Source organism: Myxococcus sp. CA033, from assembly GCF_013336625.1.
Lineage (GTDB): Bacteria > Myxococcota > Myxococcia > Myxococcales > Myxococcaceae > Myxococcus > Myxococcus llanfairpwllgwyngyllgogerychwyrndrobwllllantysiliogogogochensis.
In genome coordinates this window covers 759784-783669 of record NZ_JABUMU010000002.1, presented here as the reverse complement: position 1 = coordinate 783669, position 23886 = coordinate 759784, and the positions used below count along the sequence as shown (strand labels likewise).

Annotated in this window: 19 protein-coding genes; 9 read left to right on the top strand and 10 right to left on the bottom strand. The window is 68.8% G+C overall.

What is annotated here, in order from left to right; all coding sequences use genetic code 11:
* Window positions 1-9: 9 nt before the first annotated feature.
* From HUA78_RS09015 to HUA78_RS08995, 5 genes are all read left to right on the top strand, one after another.
* Window positions 10-1128 carry a metallophosphoesterase gene (locus tag HUA78_RS09015; protein WP_174460805.1) on the top strand — a complete coding sequence of 373 codons (1119 nt, stop codon included), beginning with the start codon at window positions 10-12 and terminating at the stop codon, window positions 1126-1128.
* A gap of 15 nt (window positions 1129-1143) precedes the next feature.
* Window positions 1144-1971, top strand: coding sequence for a c-type cytochrome (locus HUA78_RS46285; RefSeq protein WP_254623610.1), 828 nt, complete (start codon window positions 1144-1146; stop codon window positions 1969-1971).
* A gap of 46 nt (window positions 1972-2017) precedes the next feature.
* Complete coding sequence (locus tag HUA78_RS09005) at window positions 2018-2686, top strand: TIGR02269 family lipoprotein (protein WP_174476075.1); 669 nt, start codon at window positions 2018-2020, stop codon at window positions 2684-2686.
* 4 nt (window positions 2687-2690) lie between these two features.
* Entirely contained in the window at window positions 2691-3410 is a 720-nt protein-coding gene (locus HUA78_RS09000; protein ID WP_174476074.1) for a double-CXXCG motif protein, read from the top strand.
* 139 nt (window positions 3411-3549) lie between these two features.
* Window positions 3550-4278 carry a 2OG-Fe dioxygenase family protein gene (locus HUA78_RS08995; protein WP_174454040.1) on the top strand — a complete coding sequence of 243 codons (729 nt, stop codon included), beginning with the start codon at window positions 3550-3552 and terminating at the stop codon, window positions 4276-4278.
* Window positions 4279-4306: 28 nt separating this feature from the next.
* On the opposite strand, the gene HUA78_RS08990 is transcribed toward HUA78_RS08995, so the two are convergent.
* From HUA78_RS08990 to HUA78_RS08980, 3 genes are all read right to left on the bottom strand, one after another.
* Complete coding sequence (locus HUA78_RS08990) at window positions 4307-8365, bottom strand: MG2 domain-containing protein (RefSeq protein ID WP_174476073.1); 4059 nt, start codon at window positions 8363-8365, stop codon at window positions 4307-4309.
* Between the two features lie 213 nt (window positions 8366-8578).
* Window positions 8579-12775: an MG2 domain-containing protein gene (locus HUA78_RS08985; RefSeq protein ID WP_174476072.1), complete on the bottom strand. Its 4197-nt coding sequence runs from the start codon at window positions 12773-12775 to the stop codon at window positions 8579-8581.
* Between the two features lie 49 nt (window positions 12776-12824).
* On the bottom strand, window positions 12825-13148 hold the full coding sequence (locus tag HUA78_RS08980; RefSeq protein WP_141641356.1) for a helix-turn-helix domain-containing protein: 324 nt from the start codon (window positions 13146-13148) through the stop codon (window positions 12825-12827).
* A 99-nt stretch (window positions 13149-13247) separates the two neighbouring features.
* Between HUA78_RS08980 and HUA78_RS08975 the strand changes: the two genes are divergently transcribed.
* Window positions 13248-14243, top strand: coding sequence for a zinc-binding dehydrogenase (locus tag HUA78_RS08975; RefSeq protein WP_174476071.1), 996 nt, complete (start codon window positions 13248-13250; stop codon window positions 14241-14243).
* Window positions 14244-14392: 149 nt separating this feature from the next.
* A complete protein-coding gene (locus HUA78_RS08970) occupies window positions 14393-16471 on the top strand; it encodes a prolyl oligopeptidase family protein (protein ID WP_174476070.1) in 2079 nt (692 codons plus the stop codon).
* Window positions 16472-16475: 4 nt separating this feature from the next.
* On the opposite strand, the gene HUA78_RS08965 is transcribed toward HUA78_RS08970, so the two are convergent.
* From HUA78_RS08965 to HUA78_RS08950, 4 genes are read right to left on the bottom strand one after another with little or no spacing between them, the layout of a single operon-like run.
* Complete coding sequence (locus HUA78_RS08965; protein WP_174466689.1) at window positions 16476-17282, bottom strand: ABC transporter permease; 807 nt, start codon at window positions 17280-17282, stop codon at window positions 16476-16478.
* A gap of 2 nt (window positions 17283-17284) precedes the next feature.
* On the bottom strand, window positions 17285-18046 hold the full coding sequence (locus HUA78_RS08960; RefSeq protein WP_174466688.1) for an ABC transporter ATP-binding protein: 762 nt from the start codon (window positions 18044-18046) through the stop codon (window positions 17285-17287).
* Window positions 18047-18068: 22 nt separating this feature from the next.
* A complete protein-coding gene (locus HUA78_RS08955) occupies window positions 18069-18869 on the bottom strand; it encodes a YdeI family protein (RefSeq protein WP_254623609.1) in 801 nt (266 codons plus the stop codon).
* A gap of 44 nt (window positions 18870-18913) precedes the next feature.
* Window positions 18914-19552: a macro domain-containing protein gene (locus tag HUA78_RS08950; RefSeq protein ID WP_174476069.1), complete on the bottom strand. Its 639-nt coding sequence runs from the start codon at window positions 19550-19552 to the stop codon at window positions 18914-18916.
* Window positions 19553-19598: 46 nt separating this feature from the next.
* On the opposite strand from HUA78_RS08950, the gene HUA78_RS08945 reads away from it, so the two are divergent.
* Complete coding sequence (locus tag HUA78_RS08945) at window positions 19599-20384, top strand: glutathione S-transferase family protein (protein WP_174460813.1); 786 nt, start codon at window positions 19599-19601, stop codon at window positions 20382-20384.
* 7 nt (window positions 20385-20391) lie between these two features.
* On the opposite strand, the gene HUA78_RS08940 is transcribed toward HUA78_RS08945, so the two are convergent.
* The 3 genes from HUA78_RS08940 to HUA78_RS08930 all read right to left on the bottom strand — a co-directional run bounded on the left by HUA78_RS08940 (window position 20392) and on the right by HUA78_RS08930 (window position 23019).
* Window positions 20392-21153 (bottom strand): hypothetical protein, encoded by a 762-nt coding sequence (locus HUA78_RS08940; RefSeq protein WP_141641348.1) that lies wholly within the window; start codon window positions 21151-21153, stop codon window positions 20392-20394.
* Window positions 21154-21272: 119 nt separating this feature from the next.
* A complete protein-coding gene (locus HUA78_RS08935) occupies window positions 21273-22307 on the bottom strand; it encodes a rod shape-determining protein (protein ID WP_141641347.1) in 1035 nt (344 codons plus the stop codon).
* Between the two features lie 169 nt (window positions 22308-22476).
* The gene (locus HUA78_RS08930; protein ID WP_141641346.1) at window positions 22477-23019 is read right to left on the bottom strand and encodes a hypothetical protein; all 543 of its coding nucleotides are present in this window, start codon (window positions 23017-23019) and stop codon (window positions 22477-22479) included.
* Window positions 23020-23382: 363 nt separating this feature from the next.
* On the opposite strand from HUA78_RS08930, the gene HUA78_RS08925 reads away from it, so the two are divergent.
* Entirely contained in the window at window positions 23383-23859 is a 477-nt protein-coding gene (locus HUA78_RS08925) for a hypothetical protein (RefSeq protein WP_174454048.1), read from the top strand.
* The last annotated feature ends 27 nt before the right edge of the window (window positions 23860-23886 follow it).

Genomic DNA, 23886 nt, shown 5'->3' with positions numbered 1-23886 from the left:
GCGCCGTCCATGGGGAACAAGTTCCGAAGCATCGAGACGAAGCACTATGAGGAACGCGAAGCCTTCTTCGAGGGCCTGAAGCGGTTGGACCGGCGGGCCTTCCTGCGGGTGGCGGGCATGTCCGCGGGCATCGTCGCGGGGATGGGGCTGAGGACGCCGCAGAGCTTCCAGCTCGTCAACGTGGCGGAGGCGCAGGGGACGAAGCCGCGCTTCACCTTCGCGTACATCTCCGACACGCACCTGTACGAGCAGAAGCTGAATGACCGCTTCGTGCGCTCCATCCTGAAGGCGGTGGATGACGTCAACGGGTTGGACCCGCAGCCGGACTTCGTGTTGTTCGGTGGGGACCTGGCGCAGCTGGGACAGGCGGGAGAGCTGAAGCTGGGGGCGCAGATTCTCAAGAGCGTGAAGGCGCCCGTGCGGATGATGGTGGGCGAGCACGACTGGTTCCTCGACATGGGGGAGCTGTGGCGGGACTTGTTCGGCGCGCCGAACTACTCGTTCGACCACAAGGGCGTGCACTTCGTGGTGCTCAACTCGATTCTGGAGAAGGACTTCTGGACGGAGCGGAAGCTCACGCCGATGGAGCGGATGAAGATTGTCGCCGGGTTGGACAACGGCATCCAGTCGCGCTTCGAGGTGGGCGGTGAGCAGCGCGCGTGGATGAAGCAGGACCTGGCGAAGGTGGACAAGAAGACGCCGGTCATCGTCTTCAGCCACTCGCCGCTCTACAAGTACTACCGGCCCTGGAACTTCTGGACGGACGACGCGGACGAGGTGCAGGCGCTGCTCAAGCCCTTCGAGCGTGTCACCGTGATTCATGGACACACGCACCAGTTGTTGACGAACCGCATCGACAACATCCAGTTCCACGGGATGTTGTCCACGGCGTGGCCGTGGCCGTATGCGCCGGAGGGGTTGCCACAGCTCACGGTGCAGATGAATCGGCCGGACCCGTTCAGCCAGTTCGACGGCTGCGGGGATGGGCGGGTGGACGTGCTGGAGTCGGGGTTGGTGGACAAGCTGTACAACCTCTGGGAGCGCAATCCCATCACCGTGCGCGGGAGCTACCTCGCGTCGGGTGGGAAGCAGGATGCGCCGCCCCGGACGAAGCTTCCGAGCTACTGAGCGCGAGGGGACACGATGACCTACCGGATGAAGCTGTGGGTGGGAGCGGGAGCGCTGCTGTCCTTCGCGGGGGGCGTGGCATTGGCCACGAGTCCCGCGCCGCGTCCCGAGGCCCTTCAGACGACGGAGTTGCCGCGGCATCAGGTGCCGGTGTCGAAGGACGGCAACCTGGTGGTGGGGATGTGTGACGGGGAGACGTCCCTGGAGGTGAAGGGCGTCAAGGAGGGGCAGAAGCTGACGCGTGCGCAGGCGGCGCGGGTGTCGGGCGAGCTGATGGATGCGTGGCGCAAGAAGAACCCGGATGCGAACTGGGACCCGGTGCCGCCGCAGCCCGTGGTGGCGCAGGGACAGAAGCAGGCGCCGCAGCAGAAGAACCCGCCCATGGGGACGCAGAAGCCCGCGACGGGAGGGGCGGTGCGCGAGGGTGGAGTGACGGCGGAGAGTGGCGGCAAGGAGGTCCGCAAGCAGGCGGGGGTGAACATCCAGGACGGACATTCCTACGGCGCGTTCACGCAGCGGGACGAGGCGGTGTGGGCGGCGTCCACGCAGCAGTTCGTGGACGAGGGGCACCGCGTGTTCCACGACGCGGACGCGGTGGGTGGGACGATTGCGGTGTCCTGTGACATGTGCCACCCGGATGCGTCGAACACGCATCCGGAGACCTATCCGAAGTACCAGGTGCAGCTGGGCCGCGTGGCGCTGCTGCGGGACATGATCAACTGGTGCATCGAGAACCCGGTGCGCGGCAAGCCGCTGGCGGATGGGGACCCGAGGTTGCGCGCGATGGAGGCGTATATCTACGCGCAGCGGAAGGGCACGAAGCTGGAGTACGGGAAGAAGTAGCTGTTGATATGACCCCTCGGGTGGAAGGTCTGCCCGGGGGGGCGTCATGAAGCGGTGGCTGTGGTGCTGGTTGGGTGTCTGGCTGTCGTCGTGCGCGACGACGCCGACGCCCGCGAGTGAGCACGAGTATCCGGACGAGTACACGCGGCTGGAGGAAGGCGCGTGCGTCACGTTCCTGTGCGCGGAGGAGGCGTGTGGCCTCTATCGGTGCGAGGACGTGGAGTCCTGGGGCCGCATGGTGCCGGCGCGGGGTGCGTCGTTCGTGCTGCCGCCGAGCGCGGTGCGTTCACCGCAGCGCAACTGGGGCAACGTCCAGGGACTTCCCGGGCATGCGCAGCCCATCTTCGTCATTCGCTGGTATGGGCGGGAGCTGCTGCCCAGTCAGAGGCGATTGCTGGAGATGGCGAAGGCGCTGGCAACCAAGCCGCGCGAGAAGCACCACATCTTCCCCCAGGAGTTCAAAGACTGGTTCGAGCGGCAGGGCATCAACATCCACAAGGAGACGATGCTCATCGACATCGACACCCATCACCGCATCCACAAGGGATTCAGCGGTGGACCTTGGAATGGAGAATGGCGGAAGTTCCGTGATAACCACACGGGGGCGACCCAAGAGGACATGTACCGATACGCTCGGGAGATGATCATCCGCTTCGACCTGGTGGGACCCATTCTGCCGTACCACCTGCTCGTGGGCCCTTCCCTCGACTACTGAGCCCATGACGCGCTTCTTCCATCTGGAGCGTGGTGCCGGCGAGCGACAGAAGGGCACGTACAAAGCCCGGCACAAGTGGGGGCTGCCGGGAGTCACCTGCCCTCACTGTCATGCGACCTGGGCCAGCACGGGCTTCAACTATCCCGCCCTGGACCTGACGAACCATCCCGCGGCGAAGAAGCTCGCGAAGGCTTACCTGGAGAAGGACTTCGAGGAGTTCGAGCTGCTGCGCGAGCAGCTCCGGCCCTTGTTGCCACCAGACAGTCCATTGATGCCGGGCGCCTTGTTCGGCCCCCTGGTGGGAACGGCGCGGGGACCCTTCGCTGCCTTCCTGCAGCAGTATGGGGACGTCGTGCTCGTCCGCCCGGACGCGCTGGCGCGTCTACATGCCGCCGGACTGAGGGGACTGAAGGGTGTCAGCACCGAGCTGCGCTTTCGGCCAAAGGATGTCGAGGAGCTGCTGGAACTGGCGGTCGAACCGCGCGGTCTGCTGCACCCTGACTGCATCCCGCGCTCGACGCAGCCTCCGTGTCCGAAGTGTGGTCGACATGGCTTCAGTCTCCCCAAGGAGCCCGTCCTCGACGCGGCGTCACTCCCGCTGGATTTGGACCTCATGCGACTGAGGAACTTCGCGATGGTCCTCGTCGTCACCCAGCGCTTCAAGGACACCGTGGAACAGCTCGAACTGGACGGACTGAACTTCCGCGAACTGCCCGTGCGCTGACCTCGCCAGCCCCTGAGAAGGCCGCCCGCCAGCACGCCGAGCGTTTCGCTTGGAGGACCGACGAGCCCACATGAGACGCGAGTGTTGACGACGGTGGCCGGAAGGACGATGACTCGCCAGCAACGTCGTCCTCGCGCCCATGAGCTTCTCTCCGCCCATCTCCGTTCCCTCTGATGCACTCACCACCCTGCGAGACAGGGGCTACGCCGTCCTGGACCGCGCGGGCCTGTCCGAGCTGGTGGCCATCCCCGCCGCCACGATGGACCTCTGGCGGCCCACCTGGGGTGACCTCCCGGCGGACGGCTACCTGCGCGACGGTGGCCGGTATCGCTCGCGTCGACACTCGTGTTTCATCGTCGACGGCGACACCGTCACCCCCGTGCCCCACCGCGCGCACTGGCAGCCCGTCGAGTACAACGCGCTGCACGGCGGCCTGGAGCGCTGGTTCGAGCCGATGCCTCCCGCCGTCGTCTCGCGGCCCGAGTGGCCCCAACTGCTGAGTCGGCTCGCGGCCCTCGGCTCCGCGCTGAAGGGCGCTCAACCCTGGTACGTGGAGTCGCACCAGTTTCGCATCGACACGACGGATGGCATCGGCCGCCCGACGCCCGAGGGCGCGCATCGCGACGGCGTGGACTTCGTCGTCGTCCTGCTCGTCGGTCGCCAGGGCATCAAGGGCGGCGAGACGCGCGTGTTCGAGGCCGCCGGCCCCAATGGCATCCGCTTCACCCTGACGGAGCCGTGGTCGGCGCTGCTGCTCGACGACGAGCGCGTCATCCACGAGAGCACTCCGATTCAACCCGTGGACGGTCAGGGGCACCGTGACACGCTGGTGCTCACCTTCCGCGCGAAGGGCTTCCAGGGGCCCTGACGGTTCCCCTGGCCGCCGCGCGGAGGTCTCAGGTCTTCGGAGTGATGGAGACCTTCAGGCCCTCGGCCCAGACCTTGTGTTCGTCCGCGTAGTACAGGTACGCGCGGCTCGGCGGGCCGGTGTACGTGCCGGGCACGGTGGCCACCAGCGACAGGGGGACCTCCAGGCGCATGCGGGGCTTGAAGCCGCGCCAATAGAAGACGACGTCGCGACCGCGCACCTCGTAGGCGTCCACCAGTCCCCGCGTCACCAGCTCCTTGAGCTGGTCATGCCGCACCTCCAGCCCGCCCGGTACGCCGAAGATGGCCATCGTCGAGGGCAGCGCCTGGTTCGTGCGGTTGAGGACCATGACCCGTGCCTCGATGGGCTCGCCCTCGGTAAGTTGCTGCTTCGACAGGGACACCTCCAGCGCGACCAGGCTCTTCTCCGAGTCGCGCGGCATCCTTGAGCTGTAGGTCACCTCCACCGAGTAGGGCAGCTCCGAACTCCCCTCCATGCGCAGCTCCACCCGGCGTCCTCCAGGGCCGAGCAGGCCGCTCATGTCGGGCAGCTTGAGGGTCTCCTGCGCGGAGGCCTCGAAGCTCACGGGCTCGCCCACCAGGACGTCCTCCACGAAGAGTCCCACCTTGCCCGGTGCCGGCTTCATGGCGTGGACGTCGTAGGCGAGGATGGCGCGCAGCGCGAGCACCGTGCCCTGTGTCGACCCGAAGCGCCCGCCGTCGTTCGAGCGCGCGAGGAACTTCAACGCCTGCCGCGCATTCGTGAGGTAGGCGGGCTCTCGCAGCCACGCCAGCATCGCCAGCGCCGTCGTCTCGATGAGCAGCGATTGCCCCGTGCTGCCGACGACGGATTGCGAACCCCCTTCGACCTCGCCCGTCTTCCCCTGACGTCTGGCGAGCTGGGCCATCAACACCTTCGCGCCCGCGTGGTCGCCGGTGAGCGACAGCACATTGGCGGCCAGCGCCGTCACATAGCTGTTGGAGCTCTTTGCCGCGCTCTTCTTCACGAAGGCGACCTCGCGCTCCAGGTTCCGCGCCATGTCGGCGGGCCGGGGTGCGCTCTCCAGCAAGGCCCAGGTGATGTAGGCGTTGGAGGTGTCCGCCTGGTCTCCTGGAGGTGTGAAGCCGCCTCGCCCGTCGCGTTGTTTCAGCAGCCAGTTCCGCGTGCGCGCCAGCATGGCCCCGTCCACTTCGATGACCTGACGCATCTCCGTGAAGCTCAGCAGGGCGAAGGCCGTCAGCCCTCCGTGGGCGGGGCTCTTGCCGAACCACTCGAAGCCTTGCTCCGGCGTCTCGTAGCCCAGCAGCCGCTGATAGCCCTTCTCCAGCTTCTCCTTCGCCGATTTCACCAGCTCCGCCCGCGCTCCCGGGTGCCGCTGGAAGTATTGGAGCGCCATCGTCATGGGGAACGTGGTGGCGCTGGTCTGCTCGAAGCAGCCGGTCGGCTCGCGGATGAGACGGGCGAACGACTCGGTCATGTTGGCCAGGGGGCCCGGGTACACGACGACGGACGCGCGGATGCTGGCGGGGTCCACCGTGTCTGGCAGGGTGAGGGTGTGGACCGCGGGCTGCGTCCGCGACAGCGCGCCGCCGAAGGACTCGCGTCCTGGGAAGCCCTGGGCCTGGATGGCCAGCGTGCGGGTGACGATATCCGTGTGGCCGCCGGCGCTCGTGGTGAGCTTCACCTCCACGGGCTGGGACTGCTGGCCAATCTCCAGCGTGAGCAGCCGCCGCTCACGCGCTCGCGCCGCGAGGTCCCGAGGCACGTCCCCGGTGAGCTTCACGTCACCGCTCACCTCCGCCTTCACCGCGATGTTCGTCAGCGTGGCGTCTGTCCCGTTCACCAGCGCCACCGGCAGGCGCACCACGTCACCCGAGGTGACCTCGAGCGGCAGCTTCGGCTCCGTGTAGAAGGGCTGCACGGACTCCAGCTCGGCCACGGATGCACCGAGCGCGCCGTCCACGTCCACCGCCCCGGCGAAGGCCTTGAACGTCGTCACCGAGTCGCTCATCGCGAAGCGCACCCGCGCCTCTCCAGTGGCTGCGTCGGTGCGCACGCCCGCATTCCAGTAGAGCGTCTCCGCGAAGTCCCTCCGCTCGCCTTTCTGCCGGTCGGGTGATGCGAGGTGGGCGTACTCGCGTTGATACACGAGGGTGTCCCGTACCCGCGAAAAGCCGACGACCTTCATGCCTTCGAATTTCGCCAGCGCGTCGCGAAGCTCCAAGGGGTTACCGCGCGCCGGGTCGAACGGCCGCTCATTCCCCTCCATCAACAGGTACGCCGAGGCGAGCAGGTCCCTCTGGGCGTTCGGGTCGAAGTACCCCCTGTTCCATTTCTTGGCGCCGGGGGGCGTGCCCCTGCCGCGTCGCAGCTCCGCTTCCGGAGGAGAGGGAGGCCATCGTCGCGAGGTGTGGGCCGCGAGTACGCGCCTTGCGGCCTCGTCGTGGTCCGCCATGAAGGTGAGCGGATCAACGAGCGCGAAGCGGCGCCACCCCTGGGTGCCGAGCAGCAGGTCCGTGGCGAGCGGGGACTTGGGGTTCGAGGTGTCGAGGTAGAGGTGCGCGTCGGCGAGCTCCTTCACCTCGGGCTCCAGCAGGACCATCACCGGAAGCAGGGGCGCGTGCTCGCGCTTCTCCTGGAGCTGGAGGACGGCGTCGTCGGTGACGGTGAGCATCACCAGCGCGGAGACGGGCTTGCCGTCGCGCAGCGTGCGCGCGGTGAGTTCCACCTCGTCGCCCGGTGCATGGTGCGCGCGGTCCGCCTTCAGCTCGATGGAGAGTGCGTTCGCGGGCTGGCGGAACACCAGTCGCTCCGCGAGCGGGCGCCCATCCTCGGTCCACACCGTGGCGACGAGCACGCCGTCCGCAACACCGGCTTCCAGTGTCACGTCGCCGTCTTCGCTCAGCGTCGCCTCCGCGACGCGCACGTCGCGCTGGTTCAGGGTCACCTTCGTGCGGCCCACGCCCGCCGAGTCCACCGCGAGCCGCACCTTCTGGCCAGCGGCGATGACCTCGTCCTTCGCTCGGAGGACCGCGCCCGTGGCCTTCACCTCGGGCAGCGGGAAGGTCTTCTTGATTCCGGCGGGTGAGTCGACGCGCAGCGCATAGCGAACGCCCGCGGTGGGTGTGAGTTCGAAGCGTCCGCGGCCCTCATGCTCGGAGCGGACGACGGAGACCTCCCTTCCCGTCGCGAGGTCCACCACCGCGCCCGTCAGGTCCGCGGGCTTGCGCATGGGCGTCCTCGCCTCGAAGTAGACACGCGAGGTCAGCCCCGCGACCAGGTCTCCGCCCTCTGGATACAGGGCGACGTCGAGCGTCTGGAGCAGGATGGGAATCGTCTTGGCCGCCGTCTCCACCACGCCACCATCCTGGAGGGTGAAGGAGAGCGTGCCGTCGCCGCGCTCGATGGCCTCGGGCAGTTCGAAGCTCACGGTGCAGTGGCCCTGGGCATCCACCTCGCAGGGCTTCTCCGCGACGCTCTTGCCGTCGACGAGCGCGGTGGCGGTGACCTTGGCGCCCTCGGGGATGCCGCCCTCCGCGCGTTGGACCTCCAGGGTGGCGGTGACGGTGTCGCCGGGGCCGTAGCCGTCGCGGAGGAACGCAATCTGGGACTTGAGTCGGGGGGCACGGTAGTCGCGCACGTCGAACTTGCGCATCACCTGGGCGGTGCCCGTAAAGGGGTCGTTGACGACGAGCGTGTATCCCCCGCCGGGCAGGTCGCGAGGGATGGGCCAGGCGTAGCCCCAGACGGAGTCCGAGGTCTCCACCTCACCCCGTCCGACGATGGTTCCCTGGGGCCCCGTGATTTCGATTTGCCCGCGCCGGGAGGCGACATGGGGCCTGCGGCTGAGGGCCTCGAGCACGAGGCCGCGAATCAAGACCTGCTCGCCCGGCCGGTACATCGGCTTGTCGAGGCTCACGTAGGTGTACGGCCGGTCCTGGGCCGTGAGCGCCTCTGGCCGGGCCCCGGGCCCTCCCACGAATGCCTTCCGGGGGAGCACCGGCACCCGTGGGAAGGTCGTGGCGAGACCCACCAGGACGGCGAGTACCGCGAGCACTCCCAGACTCAGCGAGCGGAACAAGGTCATGTCGGCTCTGTGCGCAGGCGCCGTGGGAAGCTCCACGCCGGCTCATCGCGTGGGGCCGTGGCTCCTCGTACTCCGCGCGACGATACCTCGGAGGCGACCAGGAGTCGCACTCATGGTGTTTCTGTTCCGGGGTTTCTGCTGCAACAGCAGAAGCTTCCAGGAGGCCGTGTTTCGAGGCCGTCCCCCTGGAAGCTCCACGCGGGCTTCAGTGACTCAGGATTTCGGGGCGATGGTGACCTTCACGCCCTCGGTCCAGACCTTGTGCTCGTCGGTGTAGTACAGGTACGCGCGGCTCGCGGGCCCGGTGTACGTGCCGGGCACCGACGCCACCAGGGACAGCGGCACGTCGATGCGCTTCTTCGCCTCCATGCCCCGCCAGTACAGGACGACGTCGCGTCCCAGCACCTCGTACGCATCCACCACCTTGCGCTTCACCAGCTCCTTGAGCTGGTCATGCCGCACCTCCAGGCCACCGGGCACGCCGAAGATGGCGACGGCCGTCGGCAGGTGCTGACCGGTGCGGTTGAGGACCATGAGGCGGGCCTCGGTGGGCTCGCCCTCGATGAGCTCGTGCTTCGCCAGGGCCACCTCCAGCGACACCTGCGCCTGCTTGGAGCTGTCCGGCACCAGCGCGTTGAAGGTGACCTCCACCGTGTAGGGCAGCTCCGAGCCATCCTCCATGCGCAGCTCCAATTGCCGCCCACCCGGGCCGAGCAGCTTGCTCACGTCCGGCAGCTTGAGCGCCTCCTGCGAAGCACCCGTGAAGCTGACCGGCTCACCCACCGGACGGCCCTCCACGAAGACGCGCACCCGTCCCGGGGAGACGTTGGCCGCGTGGGCCTTGTCGTAGGCGATGATGGCGCGCAGCGCGAGCACCGTGCTCTGCGTCGCGCCATAGCGGCCACCGTCGCTGGACTCCGCCATGTACTTCATCGCGCGCTGCACGTTCGCCAGGTACTCCGGCTCGCGCAACCAGGCGAGCACGGACAGCGCCGTCGTCTCGATTTCGAGCGTGTCCCCCGAGCTGCCGACGATGGACTGCGTGCCGCCGCCCACCACGCCGTTCTGCTGCTGAAGCTTCGCGAGCCTGCCCATCAGCGACCGGGCCGACGCGCTGTCACCCGCGAGCGACAGCACGTTGGCCGCCAGGGCGACGACGTAGCTGTTGGTGCTCTTCGTCGCGGCCTGCTTCACCGCGGCCACCTCGCGGGTCAGCTCCTTCGCCGTGGCGGCCTTCTGGGGCGCGCTCTCCAGCAGCGCCCAGGTGATGTAGGCGTTGGAGGTGTCGGGGTCCTCCACCCAGACGTGCAGCGCGCGGCGCTTGCGGTTGAAGCCACCCTGACCGTCGCGCTGCTTCAGCATCCATTCGCGCGTGCGCAGCAGCATCTGCGCGTCCACGGTGTGCACCTGCTGCAAGTCCGTGAAGTGGAGCAGGCCGAAGGCGGTGAGGGCCTCGTGGCCCGGGGCCTCGCCGAACCACTCGTAGCCCTGCTCCTTCGTCTCGAAGCCCACCAGTCGCTGGTAGCCCGACGTCAGCTTCTCGCGAGCGGAGGCGACCAGCTCCGGGTTCACCCCCGTGTGCGTCTGGAAGTACTGCTGCGCCATCGTCATGGGGTACGTGGTGGAGCTGGTCTGCTCGAAGCAGCCGCTCGGCTCACGGATGAGGCGCGCGAGCGACTCGGTCAGGTTGGACACGGGGCCCGGGTACAGGGCGATGGTCGCGCGGACGCTGCCGGGCAGCACGCTGTCGGGGAGGGTGATGGTGTGCATGGCCGGCTTCTTCGAGGACATCAGCCCGCCGAAGGACACGCTGCCCGGGAAGCCTCGGGGCTTGATGGACAGCGTGCGGGTGACGGTGTCCGTGTAGTTGCCCGTGCTCGCGATGAGCTTCAGGTCCACCGGCTGCGACTGCTGGCCAATCTCCAGGGAGAGCAGTTGTCGCCCGCGCCCGTTCGCGGCCAGGTCCATGGTCCGGTTGCCGCTGAGCTTCACGTCGCCCTTCAGCTCCGCCTTCAACGAGACACCCGTCAGCGCGGCGTCCGTCCCGTTCACCAGCGCCACCGGCAGACGGACGACGTCACCCGACGTCACCTCCAGCGGCAGCTTCGGCTCCACGTAGAAGGGCTGCGAGGACTCCAGCTCCGCCACGGCCGAGCCCAGTTCGCCCCCGTCACCCACCGCGCCGGCCGTGGCCTTGAACGTCGTCACGGAGTCGTTGGTCGCGAAGCGCACGCGGACCTCGCCGGTGCGCGCGTCGGTGCGCACGCCCGCGTTCCAGTAGAGCGTCTCCGCGAAGTCCACCCGGTCCCCAGACTTGCGGCCCGGTCGCGTCACGTGCGCGTACTCACGCAGGTAGATGAACGACGAGGGCACCCCCGGCTCCTGCCACACCGGAGCCGCCATCCCACGGCCGGCGTGCGCCCTCTTCTTCCGGGGCTGCTCATCCTGGATGGGAGCCTCGAGGACCTCCATCGCCACCTTGAGGTCCGCCGGAGCCTGCATCTCTGGCGCCCTGGCCAGAACGGGCTCAGCCGCGGGAGGGGCAGGAGGTGGGGGAGCCACGGCGGCCGCGGGAGCAGCCACCGCGCCCTTCAAGGCCCTGTCTTCATCCCTGAACGCCAGGCCATCGCCCGCGCCCTCCGCCATCTCCACGTCTTCCGGGGCCGCTTCGGCCCGCATGAACCGCCTGGATATCTTGGGCAGGCGTTGATTCCGGTCCGCCTTGTCTCGCAGTCCCGGCAACCGCAGCGACGCATGCATCGCGAGCGTCCGCAGGGCCGCGTCTCCGTGGCTGGACATGAAGGTGCGCGGGTGGATGAACGCGAAGCGCCTCCAACCCTGGGTGCCCAGCAGCAGGTCCACCGCGAGGCGCGATTTCGGGTTCGTCTTGTCGAAGTAGAGCTGCGCGTCGGCCAGCTCCTTCACCTCGTGCTCCAGCAGCACCATCACCGGCAGCGACGGTGCCTGCTCGCGCTTCTCCTGGAGCTGCAGCACCGCGTCGTCGGTGACGGTGAGCATCACCAGCGCGGAGACGGGCTCGCCGCCGCGCAGGGTGCGCGCCGTCAGCTCCACGGGCGCGCCCGGCTCGTAGCGGGTGCGGTCCGCCTTCAGCTCCACGGTGATTTCCTTCGCGGGCTGGCGGAACACCAGTCGCTCCGCCAGGGGCCGCCCGTCCGCGTCCCACACGGTGGCGATGAGCACGCCATCCGCCTTGCCCGGGTCCAGCGTCACGGGGTTCTCGTCCTCGGCGTCGAGCACCGCCGAGGCGACGCGCACCTCGCGCTGGCTCAGCGTCACCGACGTCCGACCCACGCCCGTGTTGCTCACGACGAGCCGCACCAGTCCACCCGGCGCAATCACATCCTCGCGCGCGCGAATGACCGCGCCCGTCGCCTTCACGGTGGGCAGCGGGAAGGTCTTCTTGATGCCGGCCGGTGAGTCGATGCGCAGCGCGTAGCTCGTGTCAGCGCGAGGGGTGAGCTCGAAGCGGCCCCGGCCCTCGTGCTCCGAGCGCACGGTGGCGACAATCCTGCCCGTCTTCGTATCCAGCACCACGCCCGTGAGGTCCGCGGGCTTGCTCGCGGGAGTGCGCGCCTCGAAGTACACGCGCGACGTCAGTCCCGCCACCAGCTCACCGCCCTCCGGGTACATCGCCAGGTCCAGCGTCTGGAGGAGGATGGGAATCGTCTTCGCCGCCGTCTCCACCACGCCGCCATCCTGGATGGTGAAGGCCAGCGTCCCTTCACCGCGCTCCATGGCCTTCGGCAGGTTGAAGCGGACGGTGCAGCGGCCCTGCGGGTCCACCGCGCAGGTCTGCTCGGCCACGCTGGCGCCGTCGACGAGCGCGGTGGCGGACACCTTCGCCGTCTCGGGCACGCCGCCCTCGGCGCGTGTCACGTCGAGCGTCGCGGTGACGGTGTCCCCGGGGCCGTAGCCGTCGCGGAGGAACTGGACCTGCGTCTTCAGGCGGGGCGCGCGGTAGGCACGCACCTCGAACTTGCGCTCCACCGGGGCTCCGGACGTCCAGGGGTCGCTGACTCGCAGGGTGTACTCACCACCGGCCTGTCCGGCGGGGATGGACCACGAGTAGCCCCAGGCCGTCTCAGGGGAGGACACCCGGCCCTGGGCGATGAGGTCTCCCCGGGGGCCGCGAACCTCGATGACGGCGTTCACTCCGCCCGTCATGGGCTTGTGGGTGAGGGCCTGGAGCACGAGCCCGCGCACCAGGACGGACTCTCCCGGGCGGTAGAAGGGCTTGTCGGTGGAGACGAAGGTGAGGGGGCGGTCGCGACCCTCGGGAGACGGAGCATTGGGGCGGGCGGCGAGCACCAGGCCAGGCACCAGCAGGACTGACGCGGCGAGGCCCAGGGCGCGGAGCACCCCGAGGAGGCGCGGGACAGGGAGGGTCATGTTGGCTCTGAACGGCTGACCGCGTGGGAAGTTCTGGACGGTGGGGCGATCAGCGCGCTCCCCGTGCCTGGGCGTGCTGACGTCCCCAGGAGCACAGGGACTCGAGCAGGGGCCGCAGGGTGAGGCCCAGGGGTGTCGCTTCGTACTCCACGCGGGGCGGAACTTCGGCGAAGACCTCGCGGCTCACCACGCCGTGCGCCTCCAGCTCACGGAGTTGCTGAATCAGGACCTTCTGGGTGATGCCGGGGATGAGGCGCTGCAGCTCGGACAGGCGGCGCCGGTGCTCCAGCAGATGCCACAGCACATGCAGCTTCCAGCGCCCGCCAATCACTCGCAGCGCCCGCTCGGCCGGAACCTCGGGAAGGTTCTTCATCGTCGTCGCTCCATGCTGACCTCCAGGTGGGTATCCCACGACGAAGTGGGTAGAGGCCATTGGCGAGGCCATGGCTCACTGCCTTCCGGAGGTGCGCGCATGAAGGTCGTGAGGCTGGCCCGCAACGGTGGGCCCGAGGTGCTGACGTACGAAGAAGTCCCGACTCCCACGCCCGGCGAGGGACAGGTCCGGGTGCGAGTGAAGGCCATCGGTCTCAACTTCGGGGACACCGTCATCCGGCAGGGAGATGCTCCTGTCCGGCTCGAGTTTCCCTTCATCCCCTGCATGGAGGCGGCGGGAGTCGTGGAGGCCCTCGGGCCGGGCGTGACGGGGGTGGGCGTGGGCGCGCGGGTAGTCATTCCGCTCTTCGTCGCGGGAAGGTTGGGAGGCGCCGCCGCCGAGGCCCTCGTCGTGGAGACATCGCTGCTGGTGCCCCTTCCCGATGCCATCAGCTTCGAGCAGGGCGCGGCGATGATGCTCCAGGGGCTCACCGCGCTGTGGATGTTGGCGCACGTGCCTCCGGCGGGGAGGGTGGTGCTGGTCCACGCGGCGGCTGGGGGCGTGGGCTCCTGGCTCGTGCAACTCGCCAGGCTCAAAGGGGCCCGGAGCGTCATCGCCACGGCGAGCACGCCGGAGAAGCTCGCGGTGGCGCGGAGGCTCGGCGCGGACGTGGTGGTGAGCTACGCGGAGCCGGACTGGCCGGCGCGGGTCCGCATGGAGACGGAGGGGCGAGGCCCGGACGTCATCTACGACCAGGTGGGCGGGGAGGTGCGGCGGCTCGGGTTGGAGGTGCTGGCCATCCAGGGCACGCTCATCATCTACGGCGGCGCGGCGACGCACCAGCTCGGCGAGTTGGACTCGGCGCAGGTGCTGGGGCTCTACAGCCGCAATCAGTTCGTCACGGGCTTCTCGGGCTGGCCGCTGTTCGGTGTGCCGGGCTTGCTCGCGCGGAGCTACGACGAGCTGTTCACGCTGGTGGGCTCGGGTCAGGTCGAGGTGCTCATCGGCCAGCGATATCCGCTCGCGGACATCGCCCAGGCGCACCGCGCGCTGCGGGCCCGTGAGACGACGGGCAAGGTGCTGCTCATTCCCTGAGCCCGCGAGGGCAGGACTCGGCGTGTCGTCGGTGGGAGCACGGGGTGCGGGTGGCCAGGGCGCCGGGGTTGGGCGAAGCTGGCCCATCGGAATGGGAGCTGGCGCGCCGTGTTGGAGGCCGCGCCGCGCCGCCATCAGGAGATGAGGACATGGGCAGGTTGTTTGTCGTGCCGCTGCTGACCGGGCTGTTGACCGCTTCCTCGGCGATGGCGGAGGAGGACCCCTTCCTGTGGCTGGAGGAGGTGCAGGGGCAGCGGGCGCTGGAGTGGGTGCGCGCGCAGAACGCCAGAACGGAGGCGGTGCTGGAGAAGGACCCGCGCTTCGAGCCGTTCCAGGCCGAAGCGCTGCGCATCTTCACCGCCACGGACCGCATCCCCACGCCGTCCTTCCGCGCTGGTGGCGTGGACACCTTCTGGCAGGACGCAACGAACCCGCGCGGCCAGTGGCGGCACACCACGACGGACGGCTACGCGAGCGCCACCATCCCCTGGGAGACGGTGCTGGACGTGGATGCGCTGGCGAAGAAGGAGGGCGCGCCCTGGGTCTTGAAGGGCCACGACTGCCTGCCCCCCGCGGACCTGCGATGCGTCGTCTTCCTCTCCAACGGCGGCAAGGACGCGGTGGAGTCGCGCGAGTTCGACGCGGGCACGAAGCAGTTCGTCGAGGGCGGCTTCCGACTGAAGGAGGGCAAGCCGTCCGTGTCGTGGCTGGACATGGACACGCTGCTCGTGGGCCAGGACTGGGGCGGTGACACCCTCACCGAGTCCGGTTACCCCTACGTGCTCAAGCGCTGGAAGCGCGGCACTCCGGTGGAGCAGGCGACCGAGGTCTTCCGGGGCGAGCGCAAGGATGTGTCCGCCTCGCCCATTGTGCTGCACGACGCGGATGGGCAGCTCCAAGGGGTGCTCATCAATCGCGCGGTGACGTTCTACGAGTCGGAGTTGTTCCTGCTCGGAGACGCGGCGCCGGTGCGGTTGCCCTTTCCGCGCAAGGTGTCCTTCCAGGCGTTCGTCCAGGGACAGGTCGTCTTCACGATTGAAGAGGACTGGGGCCGCTTCAAGCAGGGTGCGCTGCTGGCCTGGTCACTGGACGCGCTGAAGCAGGACGCCGCGAAGGCGAAGCCCACGCTCATCTTCCAGCCCGGTCCGCGTCAGGCCATCGAGCGCGTGTCGGCCACGCGCACCCGGCTGCTCGTCAATCTGTACGAGGACGTGAAGGGCGCGCTGGATGTCTACTCGTCGAACAAGGGCCGCTGGACTCGCAAGCGGCTGGCGATGCCGAAGAACGCGGCGGTGGAAATCGTCGCCACGTCGTCCTCGCACGAGAAGCTGTTCGCCGGCGCGGAGGGTTTCCTGGAGCCGACGTCGCTGTGGCTCGGTGACGCGGCGTCGGGCTCGGTGAAGCAGGTGAAGTCGCTGCCGGCGCGCTTCGATGCGACGAAGCACCGGGTGGAGCAGTTCTGGGTGAAGTCGAAGGACGGGACGAGGGTGCCGTACTTCCTGGTGCGGCCCCTGAAGCCCAAGGCGGGCGGCGTCACGCCGACGGTGGTGTACGGCTACGGCGGCTTCCAGGTCTCCAAGCCGCCCATGTACCTGCCGGAGATGGGCAAGTTGTGGCTGGAGCGCGGTGGGGCGTACGTCGTCGCCAACATCCGGGGCGGTGGCGAGTTCGGTCCGCGCTGGCATCAGGCCGCGCTGCGCGAGAATCGTCAGCGGGCGTTCGACGACTTCGCCGCCGTGCTGGAGGACCTGGTCCGTCGCAAGCTCACCTCACCGAGTCACATCGGCATCTACGGGCGCTCCAACGGAGGGGTCCTCACCAGCGTGGTGATGACGCAGCATCCGGAGCTGCTCAACGCGGCCGTCATCGAGAGCCCGCTCATCGACATGATGCGCTACCCGAAGCTGCCGGCGGGCGCGTCGTGGGTGGGCGAGTACGGCGACCCGTTCGTCCCCGAGGACGCGGCGTTCATCTCGAAGTACTCCGCCTATCAGAACCTCAAGTCGGGCGTGCGCTACCCCAAGCCGTACATCACCACCAACACGAAGGACGACCGCGTGCACCCGGGCCATGCGCGCAAGTTCGCCGCGAAGCTGGAGGCCATGGGGCTGCCGTATCTGTACTTCGAGAACACCGACGGCGGGCACTCCAACGACTCCGACCCGATGCTCAACGCGCGTCGGTGGGCGCTGCACCACGTCTATCTGTCGCAGCAGTTGATGGACTGAGCGCTCAGCTCACGCTCTCCGCGCTGTAGCGGGCGATGAGGCCCGTGCGCACGGCGTGGCGGAAAACGCGGGTGAAGAACAGGGCGGCCAGCAGGATGTAGAGCACGGCGAGGCCGCCCCCCATCAGCACCGTCGTCCACGACACCGAGCCCCCCGCGACGATGGTGCGCATGCCCTCGAACACGTACGACGGGGGCAGGAGCCGGGAGATGGCCTGCATCCACGAGGGCAGGGTGGACAGCGGGTAGAAGACGCCGACGAACGGGGACAAGAGCGCGGGGATGGGCCAGATGAACCACTCCGCGGAAGGGCCCAGTCGGAGCACCACCGCCGTGCCGACGATGCCGAGCGCGATTCCGAACAGGAACAGCACCAGCAGGAACGGCACCAGCATGGCGCCATAGACGAGCATCGACAGGCCGAACACCGCGCCCGCGACGACAATCATGACGACGAGTCCCACCGAGCTGGTCGCGATGCTGGAGAGCACCAGCCCGGTGACGTACTCGGCGATGGTCATGGGGGTGGCGAAGACGTTGAGGAAGTTGCGCGACCAGACGTCCTCGAAGAACGCCATCGTCACGCCCTGCATCACCCGGGTGAGGAAGTCCCAGAGGAGCACCGCGCCGAGCAGCGCCGGCAGGAGGTCCATGCCCGGCTCGCGGGTGATGGTGCCCAGGTAGCGGGTGATGAAGCCCCATAGGACGATGTCGATGGCCACCCAGACGAAGAGGGGGAAGACGCGCGAGGGGCTTCCTCGCAGCAGGTAGAACTGGCGCAGGACGATGGCGGCGGCGCGGGACAGGCGCATGGCTAGGCGTGCTCCAGGGCGAGGGGCTCGCGGGCCACGGTGATGAACAGCTCCTCCAGCGTCGCCTTGCCGTGCTCCTGGGGCAGCTTGCGCGGGTCTCCCTGGAGGAGCACCTTGCCGCGCGACATGAAGAGGACGCGGTCACACACCTCTTCCACCTCGTACATGTTGTGGGAGGTCCACAGCACGCCGCCGGTGCCCTTCGCGGTGAAGTCGCGGATGCGGGCGCGGATGTCACGCGCCGTCGACGGGTCCAGCGAGGCGGTGGGCTCGTCGAGCAGCAACAGCTGGGGCCGGTTGAGCATGGCCTTGGCGAGCGCGACGCGCGTCTGCTCTCCCGAGGACAACACGCCGCACTTCGTGTCGCGGAAGCGCGCGAGGTCGAACTCCTGGAGGAGGGCCTCGATTCGCTCGGAGACGCGCTTCACGCCGTAAATCATGCCGAAGTAGCGCAGGTTCTGGACGACGGTGAGGTTGCCGGGGAGCGGCGCGTAGACAGCGGCGAAGTTGGTGTACTCGAGTGCCTGCGAGCGGCGTCGGGACAGGTCCACGCCCTGGATGTGGATGGCGCCGGAGGTGGGCTCGAGGACGCCGAGCACCATGTTGATGGTCGTCGTCTTGCCGGCGCCGTTGGGGCCGAGCAGTCCGACGATTTCGTTGCGGCCGACCTCGAAGGAGATGCCATCCACGGCGACGGTGCTCGCGTAGGACTTGCAGAGCTCGCGGACGGAGAGCACCGGTGGATTGCTGGAGGATTCGGCCATGTCTGAGGTGGAGCGTCCTGCGTCAGTTGTGAAGCTTCTCGTGCTTGCCGAGCATCTCGACGTACTCGGCGATTTTGCGCGCGCGCGTCTCGGCCTTCTTCACGTGGTGGATGCGGAAGAGCACCGCGTAGCGGTTGGCGGAGTTGAGGGTGGCGAAGAACGCCTCCGCGCGGGGATTGGCGGCCAGGGCCGCGGCGAGGTCTGCGGGCACGGTGATTTTGCTCTGGGATTCGTAGGCGGCCTCCCAGCGTCCGTTCTGTTTCGCGTTCTCGATTTCGGCCAGCCCCGAGGGCTTCATCCGGCCCGCGGCGATGAGGGCGAGCGCCTTGTCGCGGTTGATGGTCGACCAGATGCTGCGCGGGCCGCGCGGGGTGAATCTCAGGATGTAGGCCGTGTCGTCGAAGCGGCCCTTCTGGCCGTCAATCCAGCCCCACGTCAGCGCGACCTCCAGCGCCTCCTGATAGGTGAGCGAGGCGGGGCTGTGGCCCTTCTTGGTGAGCTTGAGCCACGCGCCGCGCGAGGTGGCGGCGTGCTTCTGGAGCCATGTGTCGAAGGCATCCATGCTCGCGAAGAAGACGATGGGCAGCTCGCCGGTCGGCGTCGCGGTGGCGGAGGCGCCTGGAGTGGATGCCGCCTTTGGGGTCGCCACCTGGCTCGGCGTGGGAGCCCGTGGTTTGGACGTTGTCTTCCGGGCCGGGGCCTTCGCGGGAGCGGGCTCATCGGGCGTTGCATTCCGGGCCATGGGCTTGCGGGCAACGGTCTTCCCGGGCTTCTGGGCCGGAGACTTCTTCCTCGCGGACAGGGTCTTCTTGGCGGGGCTCATCGGGGCCGGCTTGTACCACGGGGCCGCGGAGGACCGGTGCGGCACTACTGCCGCAGCCGCCAGTCGTCATCGGCGGCCTGTCTCACCGACACGGGAATGGAGGGAGGTCCTCGCACGGTGCTCAGCCAGGCTTCCTTCATCTGCTTCGCACACCGCGCCGGTGGCATGCGACCGACGGCGGTGCCCAGCCCCGGACAGAGCACGGTGCGGATGGGATTCTTCGCGGTGACGTTATGGGCGAGGACGGCGCGCAGCGAGGCCCGGAGCGCCAGATATGCGTTCACGGTGTCGCTGACGTCCGACGGGACGCGCATGGTGGGCGCGCTGATGCACCAGGGAATCTCCTCGCGACCGGTGGGCACAATCACGGCGCAGCCCACGGGCAACTCTCCGCCGTGCTCCTGGGCGAGCAGCTCCCGCAGTTGCTCCTGCACCTGGGGGCCGAGCTGGTACGTGTAGACCGCGTCGATGCCTCCATCCATGAAGCCGAAGCTGTTGGCAGGGCTGACGATGGCGTCCGCGCGCACGTCGATGGGGGCCTCGGAGGAGACGACTCCCTCCCGCTCGGAGAAGATGTCGCCGTGGGAGATGGTGATGCCGGGCAGGTCCGCGAACTCCTGGCGCCAGGCCGCCACCAGGGTGCTGCTCAAGTCTCGGAGATGAAGCTGGAGAGTTGAAGGCATGGGGCCAGTATGCACGGGGCCCGTGGTGGCGGTAGCGTCCCGGCGCATGCGCACTCTTTACGGGTTGAGCTACTCGGGGTGGACGGAGAAGGCCCGCTGGGCGCTGGACCATCACCGTGTGGACCACCGCTATCGCGAGCACATGCCACTCATCGGTGAGCTGGCCCTGCGCTGGCGCACTCCGAAAGGCACGCATCCCTCCGTGCCGCTGTTCGTCGAGCAGGACGTTGCGACGACGGGCTCGTTCGCCATCGCCCGCCGCGCCGAGGCGCTGGGGCAGGGCTCGGCATTGTTCCCCGCAAGCGCGATGGCCGCCATCCAGCGCTGGGAGGCGGTGAGTGACCAGGTGTTGAGCATTGCTCGCGCCAGCGTGGTGAGCCGCCTGCTCCACAACCCGCGCGCGCAGGCGGAGAGCCTGCCCTCGTTCATCCCGGGTTTCCTCCGGGGAGTGTCCGCTCCGACGGCGCGGCTGGGTGCGCGCTTCATCGCACGCAAGCACAAGGCCATGGCGGACCCAGAGGCGGCGATTCGTCAGACGGCCCTCCCCGCGCTGGAGCATCTGCGCGCCGAGCTTCGTGGACGGCCCTACCTGGAGGATGGCTTCACCTACGCGGATATCACCGCGTGCGCCATGCTCCAGTTCGCGCGGCCGGTGGATGATGCGTGGCTGCCGCTCGGGCCGGGGACGCGCGAAATCTGGCATCACGAGTCACTGGCCGCCGCGTTCCCCGACCTGCTCGCGTGGCGCGATGACCTGTATGCGAAGCACCGCCGCCCCCAGGCCCGAGCATTGGGCGTTGGAAGCGGCGGCGCGGCGTCCCGCACGGGGTGACGCGGCGCTACTTCTTCTTCGCGGGCGGCGGGCCCTGCTGCATGCGCTGACGAATCATTTCCTGAATCTGCTCGGGCGTCTTGCCCTGGAGGTCCTCGGGCTTGAAGGACCCCATGATGGGGGGCGCGGCGCTGGCGGCGTCCAGCTCCTGGTAGCCCGCGGGGACGGCGAAGAGCGAGGCGGGCTGCGCGCCCATCTGGATGTTGGTGACGTCGATGTCCGCCTGGACCTTGCCCTGCTTGTCGAAGGTCTGGCTGCGCACGTAGGCGACCTCGGGCAGGTCGGTGGGGCGCCAGACCTTCTGGCGCTGGATGCTGCCCTCGGCGCCGGGAGGAACGCCCTCGTAGACGACGGTGGGGTGGCCGTTGACCTTCTCGGTGCCGACCTTCTTGAAGCCCTGCTCCTTGAAACAGGCGTCGAAGTCCTGGTCCTTGCCCACACAGGTGCCGGGAATCTTCACCGACATGTCATCGAGGCTGCGGCTGGTGGCGGCCTTCCTCGAGTGGAAGAGGGTGGTGCCGGTGCGCTTGTCCCAGTCGAAGATGATGGACATGCCGCCGGGAACCTCGGCGGGCGCCAGGTCCATGCGCATCATCCCCGGACGGCCGTACATCTTGCCCTTCGTCTCCGGGGGCGCGCCCTTCTGTCCGGGCAGTGGGGCGCTCTTCACGCGCAGGTCCCCGACCCAGTCGGCGAGGGCGGGCGTGGACAAGAGCAGCGTGGCGGCGAGGACTCCCGACAGCGTGTGACGAACCGAGAATGAGCTCATGCGGTGCACCACAATCCAGGCGCCACATGGCTGTCAAACCCGTCCCCGGATACACGAACGGCGCCGGCCTCGTGAAAGGCACGGCGCCGTGGGCGCAGGCGGGAAGTGACTTCCGGGCCTCAGCCCGGCTGGCAGACCTGCCGGAGGATATCGAGCGACTCCAGCGCCTTGCCCGCGCCCATCACGACGGCGGAGAGCGGGTCCTCCGCGAGGAACACGGGCAGGCCCGTCTCCTCGCGCAACAGCGTGTCCAGGTTCTTCAGGAGCGCGCCACCACCGGCCAGCACGATGCCCCTGTCGGCGATGTCACCCGCCAGCTCCGGCGGCGTGCGCTCCAGCGTCAGCTTCACGGCCTCGACGATGCCGTTGACGGGCTCGGCGAGCGCGTCGCGGACTTCGTCGCTGGACACCGTCAGCGTGCGCGGCACACCGGCCACCAGGTCGCGACCCTTGATCTCCATGGTCATGACCTCGTCCGTCGGGTACGCGGTGCCAATGCCCATCTTGATGAGCTCGGCCGTGCGCTCACCGATGAGCAGGTTGTACTTGCGCTTCACGTACTGAATGATGGCTTCGTCCAGCTTGTCGCCGCCGATGCGCACGCTCTTGGCGAACACGATGCCGGCGAGGCTGATGACCGCGACGTCGGACGTGCCGCCGCCGATGTCCACAATCATGTTCCCGCTGGGCTCCGTCACCGGAAGGCCCGCGCCGATGGCCGCCGCCATGGGCTGCTCAATCAGGTAGACCTCGCGCGCGCCCGCGTTCGCCGCCGCCTCACGCACCGCGCGGCGCTCCACCTCGGTGATGCCAGAGGGGATGCCGATGATGATGCGAGGATTGACCAGCGTCTTGCGGTTGTGCGCGCTCTGGATGAAGTAGCGCAGCATCGCCGCCGTGATTTCGAAGTCGGCGATGACGCCGTCCTTCATCGGCCGGATGGCAACGATGTTGCCCGGCGTCCGCCCCAGCATCTCCTTGGCTTCCTTGCCCACCGCGAGGACCTTCTTGCCCCCGCGCGCGTCATGCTGGACGGCCACCACAGAGGGCTCGTTGGACACGATGCCCTGACCGCGGATGTAGATGAGCGTGTTCGCCGTCCCGAGGTCGATGGCGAGGTCGCGCGAAAAAAGGGTGTGAAGCCAGTCGAACATACGAGGGCGGAAACTTTCGAAGAGTCGGCGGAATTTCCCGCTGGCGCGTGGGAAGAGCGGTCGCGAAGGTACTACGCGACGCGGCACGGAGGAAGAAAAGCCGGCGGCGCTCCAATAACCGCCTGGGGGGCAGTCGGCCACCGGACTTGGAGACCCGAGGCTCGGGGGCTCAGGGAGCCGCTTCCGAGTGGGCCTGCTCGAAGCGCGCGGCCACCACGCCGGCCTGCTCCGCCTGGCCTTCTGGCAGGCACACGGGCAATTCCCCCGCCTGTTCCGCCTCCCGGTACTCGGGGGTGTGGCGCAGGGCCTCGCTGGTGACGTGGAGCAGCCCGTCCCGGACCGGCTCGAACATCAGCGCGGTGAGGTACCAGGCGGGCGCGTAGTCCAGGCGGATGAGCCCGTGCACGCTCCACCGGTGCGGCGCGTAGTCCCACGGGCAGCGGCCGAGCAGCTTGCGCAGCATCCACCCCGTGGCGTACTCCGCGCCGAAGATGAGGGCGGTGTAGGCCAGCGCCCGCAGGGGCCGAGGCAGGGGCTTGAGCCGCGCGGAGACCTCCTCCAGCGCCAGCGCCGTGCCTCCATAGATGGGGTGCATCCACAGGTAGGTCCGCGCCGTCGCGCTCCGGTCCCTGCTCAAGGCCGCGCCAGCCCCGGTGAAGAGGACCTCCAACACCCAACCCGTGCACCCGTAGAGCAAGAATCGTGAAAGCACGCCCTCAAGTTAGGGCCGATCCTCGCAACCGGCAGGCCCCGCCCCACGACGAATCGACGCCTGCCGTCGATGTGCACGGGTGGACGTTCTCCCCCTCCACACGGAAGGGCCCCGGGCCCCTTCACCGACGCGAACGTGCGCCGCGCGCGGGGGAGGACATGGCCCTACAGGTCTGTGACGCGCCGGCCTGGAGCAAGGCGTCAGCCTCACGCGTCAGCGAGCGCGACAACCAGTGGAGCAGCTGTCCCGCGCCAGGAGCCTGGCTCCAGCGGACTGGCGAGCGTGAGGCAGGGCGCGCTTTACGGGCCCAGGTCCGGCGTAGTACCTGAACGAGTGATGCGCTCCCCCGGCACGACATCGCGAATGCCCGGCTCCGGGAGCGAGACGCTCCGGACGGTGCTGCTCGCCTTGGGGGTGAGCCTCGTCCTGGCCACTGTCTTTCGCGCCGAGGCCGCCGAGTGCCCCACCGTGTGGGCCTCCGAGCGGAGCTTCTACCTGGACAGCGGCGCGACCTCCGTCCGCCAGGGCTCGAAGTCCTCGAAAGGGCCTTCACGTCGGTGGGGCGCGCAGTTCCACGTCACCGACCTGGGGGGCTGGGACTCGGGTCTGCACGTCGGCTCGGGCCTCGCCTTCACCCCGCCGTCCTCCGCGCGAGGCCGCGCCGCCTTCGAGCCGGACCTCCAGGCGCTCCATCGCTGGGGCCGCGAGCGGCGTCACGCCGTCGCGCGCGTCACCTTGAGAGAACGTCGGTCTGCGGCGGCCCCCACTTCGAGCGGGGATATCGCGGACCGTCCCTCCATCGTCACCCGGCCGTTGCGCGGTCCTCCCCGGGGCCGCTGAGCCGCGAGCGTCGTGCCGGCTTCGTCC